10 protein-coding genes are annotated in these 12688 nt (G+C 69.8%); 8 read left to right on the top strand and 2 right to left on the bottom strand.

Features of this window, described 5'->3' with window-relative positions:
• The first annotated feature begins 7 nt into the window (after nt 1–7).
• From metH to ASG30_RS06760, 3 genes are all read left to right on the top strand, one after another.
• A complete protein-coding gene (gene metH, locus ASG30_RS06770; RefSeq protein WP_268793571.1) occupies nt 8–2761 on the top strand; it encodes a methionine synthase in 2754 nt (917 codons plus the stop codon).
• A 94-nt stretch (nt 2762–2855) separates the two neighbouring features.
• Complete coding sequence (locus tag ASG30_RS06765) at nt 2856–3854, top strand: YihY/virulence factor BrkB family protein (protein WP_082521936.1); 999 nt, start codon at nt 2856–2858, stop codon at nt 3852–3854.
• Nucleotides 3855–4012: 158 nt separating this feature from the next.
• Nucleotides 4013–5296 (top strand): NHL repeat-containing protein, encoded by a 1284-nt coding sequence (locus tag ASG30_RS06760; protein ID WP_055894264.1) that lies wholly within the window; start codon nt 4013–4015, stop codon nt 5294–5296.
• 80 nt (nt 5297–5376) lie between these two features.
• On the opposite strand, the gene ASG30_RS06755 is transcribed toward ASG30_RS06760, so the two are convergent.
• Complete coding sequence (locus ASG30_RS06755; RefSeq protein ID WP_055894262.1) at nt 5377–6903, bottom strand: YifB family Mg chelatase-like AAA ATPase; 1527 nt, start codon at nt 6901–6903, stop codon at nt 5377–5379.
• A gap of 218 nt (nt 6904–7121) precedes the next feature.
• Here ASG30_RS06755 and ASG30_RS06750 point away from each other — a divergent pair, with 218 nt between their 5' ends.
• The 3 genes from ASG30_RS06750 to ASG30_RS06740 are packed head-to-tail and all read left to right on the top strand — an operon-like array spanning nt 7122 to nt 9774.
• A complete protein-coding gene (locus ASG30_RS06750; RefSeq protein ID WP_055894260.1) occupies nt 7122–7850 on the top strand; it encodes a TorF family putative porin in 729 nt (242 codons plus the stop codon).
• Nucleotides 7851–7881: 31 nt separating this feature from the next.
• Nucleotides 7882–8220, top strand: coding sequence for a P-II family nitrogen regulator (gene glnK / locus ASG30_RS06745; RefSeq protein ID WP_055894259.1), 339 nt, complete (start codon nt 7882–7884; stop codon nt 8218–8220).
• Between the two features lie 30 nt (nt 8221–8250).
• Nucleotides 8251–9774 carry an ammonium transporter gene (locus tag ASG30_RS06740; protein WP_055894257.1) on the top strand — a complete coding sequence of 508 codons (1524 nt, stop codon included), beginning with the start codon at nt 8251–8253 and terminating at the stop codon, nt 9772–9774.
• 104 nt (nt 9775–9878) lie between these two features.
• Here ASG30_RS06740 and ASG30_RS06735 read toward each other — a convergent pair whose 3' ends face one another.
• Complete coding sequence (locus ASG30_RS06735; RefSeq protein ID WP_156385447.1) at nt 9879–10547, bottom strand: hypothetical protein; 669 nt, start codon at nt 10545–10547, stop codon at nt 9879–9881.
• A 68-nt stretch (nt 10548–10615) separates the two neighbouring features.
• On the opposite strand from ASG30_RS06735, the gene ASG30_RS06730 reads away from it, so the two are divergent.
• Nucleotides 10616–11545, top strand: coding sequence for an SMP-30/gluconolactonase/LRE family protein (locus ASG30_RS06730; protein ID WP_200947261.1), 930 nt, complete (start codon nt 10616–10618; stop codon nt 11543–11545).
• 51 nt (nt 11546–11596) lie between these two features.
• Nucleotides 11597–12688, top strand: a complete 1092-nt coding sequence (gene glcE / locus ASG30_RS06725; protein ID WP_055894254.1) for a glycolate oxidase subunit GlcE — start codon at nt 11597–11599, stop codon at nt 12686–12688.

The raw sequence follows: 12688 nt of genomic DNA, 5'->3' as shown, positions 1-12688 counted from the left end.
GCGGCGCCTGCCGCAGGTCCAGACGAAGGTGAGCAAGATGTCCCCAACCCCCCACGCCCCCCCGCTGAAGCTTGCCGGCCTGGAGCCGGTCGCCATCGGCCCCGGCAGCCTGTTCGTCAACGTCGGCGAGCGCACCAACGTCACCGGCTCCAAGGCCTTCGCCCGCATGGTCCTGGCGGGGGAGTTCGAGAAGGCGCTGGCCGTGGCGCGGCAGCAGGTGGAGAACGGCGCCCAGGTCATCGACGTCAACATGGACGAGGCCATGCTGGACAGCAAGGCGGCCATGGTGCGCTTCCTCAACCTGATCGCCAGCGAGCCCGACATCGCCCGCGTGCCGGTGATGGTCGACAGCTCCAAGTGGGAGGTGATCGAAGCCGGCCTGCGCTGCCTGCAGGGCAAGGGCATCGTCAACTCGATCTCCATGAAGGAAGGCGAGGCCGAGTTCAGGCGCCAGGCCACGCTGGTGCGGCGCTACGGTGCCGCGGCCGTGGTGATGGCCTTCGACGAGAAGGGCCAGGCCGACAGCTACGAACGCAAGATCGAGATCTGCGAGCGCGCCTACCGGGTCCTGGTGGACGAAGTGGGCTTCGCGCCCGAGGACATCATCTTCGACCCCAACGTCTTCGCCATCGCCACCGGCATCGAGGAGCACAACAACTACGCGGTGGACTTCATCGAGGCCACCCGCTGGATCAAGAAGAACCTGCCCGGCGCCAAGGTGTCGGGCGGCGTGTCGAACGTGAGCTTCTCCTTCCGCGGCAACGACCCGGTGCGTGAGGCCATCCACACCGTCTTCCTCTACCACGCGATCCAGGCCGGCATGGACATGGGCATCGTCAACGCCGGCATGGTGGGCGTGTACGACGACGTCGAGCCGCAGCTGCGCGAGCGGGTCGAGGACGTGGTCCTCAACCGCCGCCCGGACGCCGGAGAGCGGCTGGTGGAGATCGCCGAGCAGGCCAAGGGCGCGGCGCGCGACGAGGGCAAGCGCAACGAGTGGCGCCAGCTGCCGGTGGGCCAGCGCCTGTCCCACGCGCTGGTGCACGGCATCACCGACCACATTGTCGAGGACACGGAAGAGGTCTACCAGGCCGTGCTCAAGGACGGCGGGCGCCCGCTGCACGTGATCGAGGGGCCGCTGATGGACGGGATGAACATCGTGGGCGACCTGTTCGGTGCCGGCAAGATGTTCCTGCCCCAGGTGGTGAAGTCGGCGCGCGTGATGAAGCAGGCGGTGGCGCACCTCATCCCCTACATCGAGGAAGAGAAGCAGCAGCAGGAGGCCGCGGGCCAGGACGTGCGGGCCAAGGGCAAGATCATCATCGCCACCGTCAAGGGCGACGTGCACGACATCGGCAAGAACATCGTGACCGTCGTGCTCCAGTGCAACAACTTCGAAGTCGTGAACATGGGCGTGATGGTCCCCTGCCACGAGATCCTGGCCCGGGCCAAGGTCGAGGGCGCGGACATCGTCGGCCTGTCGGGCCTGATCACGCCCTCGCTGGAGGAGATGCAGTACGTCGCCAGCGAGATGCAGAAGGACGACCACTTCCGACTGCGCAAGATCCCGCTGCTGATCGGCGGCGCCACCACCAGCCGCGTGCACACGGCGGTGAAGATCGCGCCGCACTACGAAGGCCCGGTGGTCTACGTGCCGGACGCCTCGCGCAGCGTGGGCGTGGCGCAGAACCTCTTGTCCGAGCAGGCGGCCCGGTTCATCACCGAGGTCGAGGCCGACTACGTGAAGGTGCGCCAGCTGCACGCGAGCAAGAAGCAGGTGCCGCTGTGGCCGCTGGCCAAGGCGCGCGCCAACAAGACGCCGGTGGACTGGTCGGCCTACACGCCGCCCAGGCCCAAGTTCATCGGCCGGCGCCTGTTCCGCAACTTCGACCTGGCCGAGCTGGTGAGGTACATCGACTGGGGCCCGTTCTTCCAGACCTGGGACCTGGCGGGGTCGTTCCCGGGCATCCTCAAGGACGAGGTCGTGGGCAGCGAGGCGGTGCGGGTGTTGTCCGACGGCCAGCGCATGCTCAAGCGGCTGGTCGAGGGCCGCTGGCTCACGGCCAACGCCGTCATGGGCTTCTGGCCGGCCAACAGCGTGAACGACGACGACATCCAGCTCTACACCGACGAGTCGCGCGAGCAGGTCGCGCTCACCTGGTACGGGCTGCGCCAGCAGGCCGAGAAGCAGGCGATCGACGGCGTGATGCGCCCGAGCCGGTCGCTGGCCGACTTCGTCGCGCCCCGGGGCGTGCGCGAGGACTATGTCGGCGTCTTCGCGGTCACCGCTGGCATCGGCTCCGACGCCAAGGAGCAGTACTTCCTCAAGGACCACGACGACTACTCGGCCATCATGCTCAAGGCCCTGGCCGACCGGCTGGCCGAGGCCTTCGCCGAATGCCTGCACGAGCGGGTGCGCAAGGATCTCTGGGGCTACGCGGCCGACGAGCACCTGTCCAACGAGGACCTGGTCGGCGAGAAGTACAAGGGCATCCGCCCCGCGCCGGGCTACCCGGCCTGCCCGGACCACAGCGTCAAGGGCGACATGTTCCGCCTGCTGCAGGCGCAGGACGTGGGCATGGGCCTGACCGAGAGCATGGCGATGACGCCCGCGGCCAGCGTCAGCGGCTTCTACCTGAGCCATCCGGACAGCACGTACTTCAACGTGGGCCGCATCGGCCGCGACCAGCTGGAAGACCAGGCCCGCCGCCGCGGCGAGGAAATGGCCCAGCTCGAGCGGATGCTGGCGCCCAACCTCTGACGCGCCCCGGCGCGCCGCTGGCGTCGGCGCGGTCCGACTCGATCCCCTAGCCACCGCCGATAGCGTGCCCCCCGCGTGCCGCGCAAGCTGCGGCATGGCTCCGAAGGATCTCGTGCCCCCCTGGCTGCGTCGCGCGGCGCGCCCGGCCCAGCCGCTGTACCACGCGGCGCAGCTCTGGAGCGACGCCGGCGGCATGCGCATGAGCGCCGCCATGTCCTTCTACGGCATCCTCAGCCTGGCGCCGCTGCTGCTGGTGATGGTGGGCGTGCTGGGCTGGTGGATGGACCGGCAGATGCTGGCGCAGACCCTGGTGGCCCAGATCGGCTCGATCGTCGGGCCGCAGGGCGCGGCCGTGGTGCAACAGGCGCTGGACAGTGCGCAGCAACCCTCCGAGGGCCTGGTGGCGACGCTGGCCGGCTTCGGCGTGCTGCTGTTCGGCGCGACCGGCGTGTTCGGCGAACTGCAGGAGGCCTTCGCGCGCGTGTGGGCCGATGGCGGGCCCCCCGCGCGGCCGGGCTGGCGGCATTCGGCTTCGCTGCGGCTGCGCGGCGTGGCCTACATCCTCGCCTTCGGGTTCCTGCTGCTGGTGTCGCTGGTCGTGTCCACGCTGATCACCGTGTTCTCCGGCTGGCTGGGGCGGTTCTTCCTGCTGGAGACCTTGCTGCGCGTGGTGAACGAGGCGGTGGCGTTCGGGCTGTGCACCGCGCTGTTCGTGTCGCTCATGCGGCTGAGCGCGGGACCCAAGCCGCGCCTGCGGTTTCTGGTGCTAGGCGCGGTGATGGGGGCGGTGCTGTTCAGCGTCGGGCGGCAGTTGCTGGCGCTGTACCTGGCGACGGCGGCCGTGGTGTCGGCCTATGGCGCGGCAGGGGCGCTGGTGGTGCTGCTGATGTGGATCTACTTCTCTTCGGCCGTGCTGCTGTTCGCGGCGAGTTGCGCGAAGGCGTCGCAGGAGACGTGGAGGCGGAACACGGCCTCGCACTCGCGGGAGGAGCCTCCGCTGGCGCCAGGCGGGAAGCCGCACCTGCGAGCGGTGGGTGGCACTCGCTTGGCTGGAGCGCGTGCACAGTCCCGGCGAGACGCTCGCTACCGCTGACGGGATTCGCTTCGTCGGCATTCCCCCTCTGCGGCTCCTCTGGCGTCGTTCTTGAGCGCCTTTGCCGAGCGCTCGCGCGCGTCGCCGTGACCTTCTGACTTGGGGAGAGGGCCAGCGGCAAAGAAGCTCCTGGGCTTTTCATTCACAGGAGTCCTCCCATGCAGAAGTCGGTAGCCCGGCGGACCACAGCGTCGGCCCTCAGCCTGCTTTTCCTTACCGTCGGCTTGAGCGTTGCCGTCACCGCATGTGGCGGCGGCGGTGGGGGGGATGGGGGCGGCGATGGCGGGGCTGGCGCTCCGCCCCCCGTGGCCCCGCCGCCCGTGGAGCCTCCGGCAACGAGCTTCCAGAGTTTCGCGGCCGCCGCGGCTGTCTTTGGACAGCAAGGCTTCGAGTCCGCCGGTCCGAATGGGGGCGCGGACATGCCGAGCGGGGCGACACTGTTCGATCCGGCCAGCATCGCCGTGGCCGATGATGGAAAGGTGTTCATAGCCGACACCGCGAACCAGCGTGTGCTGGTCCTCGCGCAGGTTCCGGACGGGCAGCAGCAAGGTGCGGCATTCGTAGTGGGACAGCCGGACGCTCTCAGCGGAGGGGACAACGGACTGCCGGACGGCTTTGCCTCGCCGAATTCCGTCTCCGTGCGCGCGGGAAGAATGGTGGTGGCGGACACCTCGGCGCACCGCGTCCTCATCTACGAAGCCGTTCCGACGGATTTCGGCGCGAGGCCGACGGTGGTTGTCGGCCAGCCAAACATGGACTCGCGTGATCCGGAATGCGATGGCTTCAGCCTCAACGGGCCCCGGGCGGCGTATGTCACGCCCCAAGGCAAGCTGATCGTGGCCGATACCGGAAACTCGAGGGTGCTGATCTGGAACAGTGTCCCCACGGTCGAAGAACAGGGCCGGCGCGCGGACACGGTGCTCGGACAGAGCAGCTTTGGCAACTGTGCCCCGAACCGTGGCGGCGGCTTCACTCCCCATAGGAACACCCTTCGTGCTCCGGACGGGATCTGGAGCGATGACACCCGGCTGGCCGTGGTGGACTCGGGCAACCATCGGGTGCTGCTCTGGGACGACATCCGCGGGATCCAGCTTGGCCAGAACGCGAGTCGCGTTCTGGGTCAGGCGGACTTCGACTCGGCGGTCAGGAATGGACCCCAGGACGACTCGCTGGAGTTCCCCCGCGCGGTCGCCGCGGACGAGAAGCACCTTGCCGTCTCCGACGGCCAGAACCGGGTCCTGATCTGGAATGGGTGGCCCGCCCAGGACGGGCAAGCGGCCAACGTCGTCCTTGGCCAGAGAGACTTCCTGCGCAACGACCTCGATAACTCGTTCGAGTCGGCCCAGTCGCTGGACAGCCCCTACGGCATCACCTTCCATCAGGGCAAGCTTCTGGTCATCGACCAAGGCAACAACCGCCTTCTCGTCTTCAAGCAGAACTGAGTGGCTCGATAGCCGCCCGATCCGGTGGCTGCTGGCGCCCGGCGCACGCGATGTGCGCCGGGCGTCGGTTTTTGGGGAGGCTACTGGGCGGCCAGCAAGCCTCGCCGATGCTGAACCGCCTCCGCGACGTGCGCGACTTCGATCCGATCACAAGCGCACAGGTCTGCGATCGTGCGCGCCACCTTCAACGCCCGGTGCGTCGCCCGCGCACTCCACGCCAGGCGTGCCGCGGCATGGTCCACGAACGCGGCCGCGGCGGGATCCAGTCGCACATGCTGGTCGACTTCCGCGCCTTGCAGCTCGTGGTTCGCTTTTCCCTGGCGCACCAGCGCGCGGTTGCGCGCCGCAATGCAGCGCGCCCGCACCTGCCCCGTCGATTCGCCCGCCGTCGCCGACAGCAACTCCTGCGGCGCGATCGCCGGCACCTCCACATGCAAGTCGATCCGGTCCAGCAGGGGACCCGAAAGCTTGCCTTGGTACCGGCTGATCTGATCGGGCGCACAGCGGCAGTTGCGGTGCGGCGCCCCCAGCCAGCCGCACGGGCAAGGGTTCATCGCCGCAATCAAATGGAAGCACGCCGGAAACTCGGCTCGCCGTGCCGCCCGTGCGATGGTGATGTGCCCCGTCTCCAGCGGTTCGCGCAGCGCCTCCAGCGCCGCGCGCGGAAACTCCGGCAACTCATCCAGGAACAGCACGCCCCGGTGCGCCAGCGAGATTTCGCCCGGCCGCGGCGGCGAGCCGCCGCCGACCAGGGCCACGGCGCTGGCCGAATGGTGCGGACTGCACGTCGGCCGCACCGACCAGCGCTCCAGGCTGAACCGCCCGCCCAGGCTCGCGAGCGCCGCGCTCTCCAGCGCCTCGCCTACCTCCATCGGCGGCAGCAGCCCCGCGAAACGCTGCGCCAGCATGGACTTGCCCGACCCGGGCGGCCCGATCAGCAGCACGCTGTGCCCTCCGGCCGCGGCGATCTCCAGCGCGCGCTTGGCACCGCCCTGGCCCTTGACGTCCGAAAGGTCGGGATAGGTGGCATGTCCCGGCGGGGGCCGTGTCTCCACCCGCACCCAGCCCTCGCCCGGCTCGGCGGGCTCGCCGTTCTGGAACCGGCCCACGACATCCATCAGGTGCCGCGCCCGCCAGACGCGTGAGCCGGGCACCAGCGCCGCTTCCTCCGCGCTGCCCGAGGGCAGCACCAGTTGCGCGCCTTCACCGGCGCCGTGCAGGGCCAGGCTCATCGCCAGCGCGCCGCGCACCGGCCGCAGCTCGCCCGAGAGCGACAACTCGCCCGCGAACTCGTAGTCCGCCAGCCGCGCACCGTCGAGCTGCCCGCTCGCGGCCAGGATGCCCAGCGCGATCGGCAGGTCGAAGCGGCCCGAATCCTTGGGCAGGTCGGCCGGCGCCAGGTTCACCGTGATGCGCTTGTTGTGCGGGAAATCCAGCCCGCAGGTCTGCAGCGCCGAGCGCACCCGCTCGCGCGCTTCCTTCACCTCGACATCGGCCAGCCCGACCAGGCTGAAGCTCGGCAGCCCGTTGGCCAAGTGGACCTCGACCTCGACCCGCGCGGCCTCCAGGCCCAGCAGTGCGCGGCTGCGCACCAGCGCCAAGCTCATCTTTGAATCCTCCCGTTTTCCGTGCATGGGCGCGGTTGGTGCGCACCAAGGCGCGTTGCCGCACTTGCGTGGTGCGACCGGCCGAAGGCGGCCGTCACACGCCCCATTAAGGATCGTGCTGCGGTCGGGCTGGTCTTTGCAACCCGGCTTGTGATGAGTGGCACGGCTCGTGCTTGTGGGGCAGGCACAAACTTTTTCAAGACGGAGAGAGAACCCCAATGCTGAAACTCAAGGCCACCGTGCTGCTGTCCTCCCTGGTGCTGTCCGGCGCCGCGCTCGCCCAGAAGGCGGCCGAACCCGACTACACCCTGTCCTTCAACGTCGGCGCAGTGACCGACTACCGCTACCGCGGCATCTCCCAGTCGCGGCTGAAGCCAGCCCTGCAGGGCGGCGCCGACTTCGCGCACAAGAGCGGCTTCTACGTGGGCACCTGGGCGTCCACCATCAAGTGGATCAAGGACGCCGGCGGCAGCGCGGACGTCGAGATCGACGTGTACGGCGGCTACAAGTTCGGCGCCGGCCCGCTGGGCCTGGACGTGGGCGTGCTGACCTACAACTACCCCGACCACAGCCTGGCCACCAGCCCCAACACGCAGGAAGGCTACATCGCCGGCACCTTCGGCCCGGCCACGCTGAAGTACTCGCACTCCTTCAGCAACCTGTTCGGCTTCGCCGACAGCAAGAACAGCTACTACGTCGACCTGTCGGCCACCTTCGACATGGGCAGCGGCTGGTCGGTGGTGCCGCACATCGGCTACCAGAAGGTCAAGAACACCAGCGCGGCCGACTACACCGATTACTCGGTCACGCTGAACAAGGACTTCGGCAACGGCCTGGCCGCCAGCGCGGCGCTGGTCGACACCGACAGCAGCGGCGTCTACCTGGCGCCCAACGGCAAGAACCTCGGTCGCTCCGGCGTGGTGCTGGGCGTCAAGTACTCCTTCTGATTTCCGGCAGCCACTGCCGAAAGGAGAACGCATGAAACTGGTCACCGCCATCATCAAACCCTTCAAGCTGGACGAGGTGCGCGAGTCGCTCTCGGCCATCGGCGTGCAGGGCATCACGGTCACCGAGGTCAAGGGCTTCGGACGGCAGAAGGGCCACACGGAGCTGTACCGCGGCGCCGAGTACGTGGTCGATTTCCTGCCCAAGGTGAAGATCGAAGCCGCCGTGTCCGAGGACCTGGTCGACCGGGTCATCGAAGCGGTGGAGGGCGCTGCCCGCACCGGGAAGATCGGCGACGGAAAGATCTTCGTCTACGACCTCGAGCAGGTCGTGCGCATCCGCACCGGCGAGACCGGCAAGGACGCCCTGTAGTCCCCCATCCCCAGAAAAGAGACGACCACCATGAGAAAGCTTCTCGCATCCCTGGCCCTGGGCCTGGGTCTGCTGGCCGGGTCCGCCGCCGTGATGGCGCAGGCACCGGCCGCTCCTGCCGCGACCGCGCCCGCGGCAGCGGCCAGCGAACCGGCCGCTGCGGCGCCGGCGGCGGCATCGACGGCGGCCCCGGCCGCCGCCGCGGCTGCTCCGGGGGCGGCCGCCCCCGCTGCCGCGGCCCCCGTGCCCAACAAGGGTGACACCGCGTTCCTGACGTTCAGCACGGTCCTCGTGCTGCTGATGATCCTGCCCGGCCTGGCGCTGTTCTACGGCGGCCTGGTGCGCAGCAAGAACATGCTGTCGGTGCTGATGCAGGTGTTCGTCGTCAGCTGCCTGATCTTCGTGCTGTGGGCCGTCTACGGCTACAGCGTCGCGTTCACGGGCGGCAGCGCGTTCATGGGCGGCTTCAGCAAGCTGTTCCTGGCCGGGATCACGCCGGACTCGGTGGCCGCGACCTTCAGCAAGGGCGTGGTCATCCCCGAGCTGAGCTTCGTGGCCTTCCAGGCGACCTTCGCGGCCATCACCTGCGCGCTGATCGTCGGTTCGTTCGCCGAGCGCATCAAGTTCTCGGCGGTGCTGTTCTTCGTGGTCCTCTGGTTCACGTTCAGCTACCTGCCGATCGCGCACATGGTCTGGTACTGGGACGGCCCGGATGCGATCACCGACGCCAAGACGCTGGAGACCGTGACGGCCAATGCCGGCTGGCTGTGGGCCAAGGGCGCGCTCGACTTCGCGGGCGGCACCGTGGTGCACATCAACGCCGGCGTGGCGGGCCTGGTGGGCGCCTACGTGCTGGGCAAGCGCATCGGCTACGGCAAGGAATCGCTGACCCCGCACAGCCTCACGCTGACCATGGTGGGTGCGTCCCTGCTGTGGGTGGGCTGGTTCGGCTTCAACGCCGGCTCCAACCTGGAAGCCACCGGTGTCGCCTCCCTGGCCTTCGTCAACACGCTGTTCGCCACCGCGGCCGCCACCCTGTCCTGGATCGCCGGCGAGGCGCTGTCCAAGGGCAAGGCCTCGATGCTGGGCGCCGCGTCCGGCGCCGTCGCCGGCCTGGTGGCCATCACCCCGGCCGCCGGCTTCGTCGGCCCGATGGGCTCCATCGTGATCGGCCTGCTGGCCGGCCTGCTGTGCCTGTGGGGCGTCAACGGCCTCAAGCGCCTGCTGGGCGCCGACGACTCGCTGGACGTGTTCGGCGTGCACGGCGTGGGCGGCATCCTGGGCGCTCTGCTGACCGGCGTGTTCGCCTCGCCCTCGCTGGGCGGCTCGGGCGTGTACGACTACGTGGCCAACAAGGTCAACCCCGACTACTCCATCGCCGGCCAGGTGTGGATCCAGTTCCAGGGCGTGCTCACCACCGTGGTCTGGTCCGCCGTGGTCGCCTTCATCGCCTACAAGATCGTCGACCTGGTGATCGGCCTGCGCGTGTCCGAAGAGGAAGAGCGCGAGGGCTTGGACATCTCGTCGCACGGCGAGACGGCGTACAACCGCTGAGAGGCAGGTGCGTCCCGCCGAGGGCGGGGCGCTTGAGAGAAAAGCAAGTTCTCCTTTGGATGTTGGGCCCGCTTCGGCGGGCCCTTTTTTTCATCCGGGGAGCTTCACTCCAGGACGTTGAAGGTCAGGGTCGCGCGGTCTTCGGTGTGCGAGACCTCGACGTCCTCGGCGCCGGCCAGGGCCTGGACTTCGTTCCACTGGATGGCGCGGTACGACAGCTGGTTCTCGAAGCCGCCTTCGCCCTCGCCACGGCGCACTTCGAGTTCGACGACCACGACGTCCTCGCCGGGCCGCGCGGAAATGACCACTTCGGCCGGCCCTTCGCGCGGGTCGGTCAGCGCCAGCAGCGCGGCCGGCAGCAGCATGCGCGCCGCGGCGCGGCCCACGGGCTGGGAAAGGTCCGGTCCCTCGCTCTTGAGCGAGAAGCCGCGGAAGCTGAAGTTGCCGCGCAGCAGGGACACGGTGTCCTTGACCACCGTGTCGAGCGGCGCGGTCGCCCCGGGTTCGGGCGCCATCCAGGTGATGACGTCCAGCGAGTCCTGCGCGGCGGCCTTGGACAGGCCGTTGATCTTGGCCACGCTGTCGTTCACCTGGGCCATGTCGGGCGTGGGCATGCGCAGGCGGCGCTCCAGCAGCTCGGTCACCATGCCGATGGGCTGCAGGTGGGCCACCATCTGGTGGCGGATGGAAAAAGCGAGGCGGCGCAGCAGGGCATAGCGCGCCGACTCGACCAGCATGAGGCTGTTCTGTGCGGACGATACGGATGAGGTCATGTGTTGGAAGCTCGCAGGGATGGTAACGGCTAGCCCCCGGGCGTGGGGCGCCCGCGCACAATCGCGCCGTGTCCCCAGCCACGCAACCGACCCCCTGGCGCAGCGTCGTCGCGCAGCCCGACCGGCTGGGCGAGTCGCCCTTCTGGCATCCCGGTGAGCGCAGGCTCTACTGGGTCGACATCCCCGGCCGCCGCCTGCGCCGGGCCGACCCGGACAGCGGCGCGGCCGAGAGCTGGGCCATGCCGCAGGAGCCGGGTTGCTTCGCGCCGGCCCGCCGCGGCGGCTGGGTGATCGCGTTGCGCGACGGCATGTACCGCGCGCACGGGTGGGGCGGCGAGCTCTCGCTGCTGCATCGCTTCGACTACGACGCCACCAACACCCGCTTCAACGACGGCAAGGCCGACCCGCAGGGGCGCTTCTGGGCCGGCACCGTGTTCGAACCCAAGACGCGGGCCGCCGGGGAGCTCTACAGCCTGGATTGCCGCGCCGGCGCGCCGCGCGCGCAGCGAATGGCCGACGGCGTGACCACCGCCAACGGCCTGGCCTGGTCTCCCGCCGGGGACACGGTCTACTGGACCGACACGCCGCGCCACCTCGTGCGGGCATGGGACTGGGACGCGGCGAACAACCGCCTGTCGAACGAGCGCGTGTTCCACCAGTTCCCTTCCAAGCCGTCGGGCTGGAACGTGGGCGATCCCGGCTACGGGGGTCGGCCCGATGGCGCCACGGTCGACGCGCAAGGCCACTACTGGTGCGCGATGTTCGAGGGCGGCCGCATCGTCCGCCTGTCGCCGGCCGGCGAGATCGTCGACGAGATCGCCACGCCGATGCCGTGCCCCACCATGCCGTGCTTCGGTGGCGACGACCTGCGCACGCTGTTCGTCACCAGCGCCGGCGACCGGCCCGCGACCGAGCGCGACCGCTGGCCGCAGTCCGGCCACGTGGTGGCCACGCGCGTCGACGTGCCCGGCCTGCCCGTCAATTTCTTCATCGACTAGCACCGGAAAGATCAACGCCGTCGGACAAGGGCGGCGCTTACCATCGCAGGCATGGATGGGGCGCTCACCGACTGCATCGAACGCATCCGTGCGGCCAGCGCGCGCGGCACGCCGCTGCGCGTGCGGGGCGGTGGCAGCAAGGATTTCTACGGCGAGCCGGCAACGGGCGAGGTGCTGGAGACCGCGGGCCTGAACGGCATCCGCAGCTACGAGCCCAGCGAGCTGGTCGTCACTGTCGGCGCGGGCACCCCGTTGGCCGAACTCGAGGCGACGCTGGCGCGCGAAGGCCAGTGCCTGCCGTTCGAGCCGCCGAGGTTCGGCGGCGCCGCCACCGTCGGCGGCATGGTGGCCGCGGGCCTCTCGGGTCCGGCGCGCGCCAGCGTGGGCTCGGTGCGCGACTACGTGCTGGGGCTGTCGATGGTCAACGGCCGCGGCGAGCTGCTCACTTTCGGCGGCCAGGTGATGAAGAACGTGGCCGGCTACGACGTGTCGCGCCTGATGGCCGGCGCGCTGGGCACGCTGGGCTTGATCGTGGAGGTCAGCCTCAAGGTGCTGCCGCGCGCGCCGGCCGAGGCCACGCTGCGCTTCGAGCTTCCGCAGGCCGAGGCGCTCAAGCGCCTGCATGCCTGGGGCGGGCAGCCGCTGCCGCTCAACGCGAGCCGATGGGCCGAGGAGGCTTCGGGCCCCGCGCTGACCCTGCGGCTGCGCGGCGCGGTCGCGGCGGTCGATGCGGCGTGCCATGCGCTCGGCGGCGAGCGCATCGACGACGGGGTGGCGCAGGCGGATTGGGATGCATGCCGGGACCATCGGCTGTCCTGGTTCGCTGAGCGGGCCGGCCGCGATCTCTGGCGTCTCTCGGTGCCGCAGACCGCGCCGGTCCTGGACCTGCCCGAGCCCCCGCTGGTGGAGTGGCACGGCGGCCAGCGCTGGGTGTCGGCCGAACTCGGAGGGGCCGACCGGCTGCGCCGGGTGGCCGAGCGCGCCGGCGGCCATGCCACGCTGTTCCGGGCGAATGCGGCCGGCACCCGCACGCCGCGCTTCCATCCGCTCGCGCCGCCACTGGACCGCATCCACCGCGAACTCAAACGCGAGTTCGACCCGGCCGGCATCTTCAACCGCGGCCGCCTCTACCCCGACCTCTGA

The organism is Ramlibacter sp. Leaf400, from assembly GCF_001424545.1.
In the GTDB taxonomy this organism is placed as follows: Bacteria; Pseudomonadota; Gammaproteobacteria; order Burkholderiales; family Burkholderiaceae_C; genus Ramlibacter.
This window is presented reverse-complemented; position numbering and strand designations above follow the sequence as displayed.

Excerpts from the sequence above, each read along its gene's own strand:
- ASG30_RS06765 (WP_082521936.1), top strand. The coding sequence starts at position 2,856 with ATGGCTCCGAAGGATCTCGTGCCCCCCTGGCTGCGTCGCGCGGCGCGC.
- ASG30_RS06760 (WP_055894264.1), top strand. The coding sequence starts at position 4,013 with ATGCAGAAGTCGGTAGCCCGGCGGACCACAGCGTCGGCCCTCAGCCTG.
- ASG30_RS06755 (WP_055894262.1), bottom strand. The coding sequence starts at position 6,903 with ATGAGCTTGGCGCTGGTGCGCAGCCGCGCACTGCTGGGCCTGGAGGCC.
- ASG30_RS06750 (WP_055894260.1), top strand. The coding sequence starts at position 7,122 with ATGCTGAAACTCAAGGCCACCGTGCTGCTGTCCTCCCTGGTGCTGTCC.
- glnK (WP_055894259.1), top strand. The coding sequence starts at position 7,882 with ATGAAACTGGTCACCGCCATCATCAAACCCTTCAAGCTGGACGAGGTG.
- ASG30_RS06740 (WP_055894257.1), top strand. The coding sequence starts at position 8,251 with ATGAGAAAGCTTCTCGCATCCCTGGCCCTGGGCCTGGGTCTGCTGGCC.
- ASG30_RS06735 (WP_156385447.1), bottom strand. The coding sequence starts at position 10,547 with ATGACCTCATCCGTATCGTCCGCACAGAACAGCCTCATGCTGGTCGAG.
- glcE (WP_055894254.1), top strand. The coding sequence starts at position 11,597 with ATGGATGGGGCGCTCACCGACTGCATCGAACGCATCCGTGCGGCCAGC.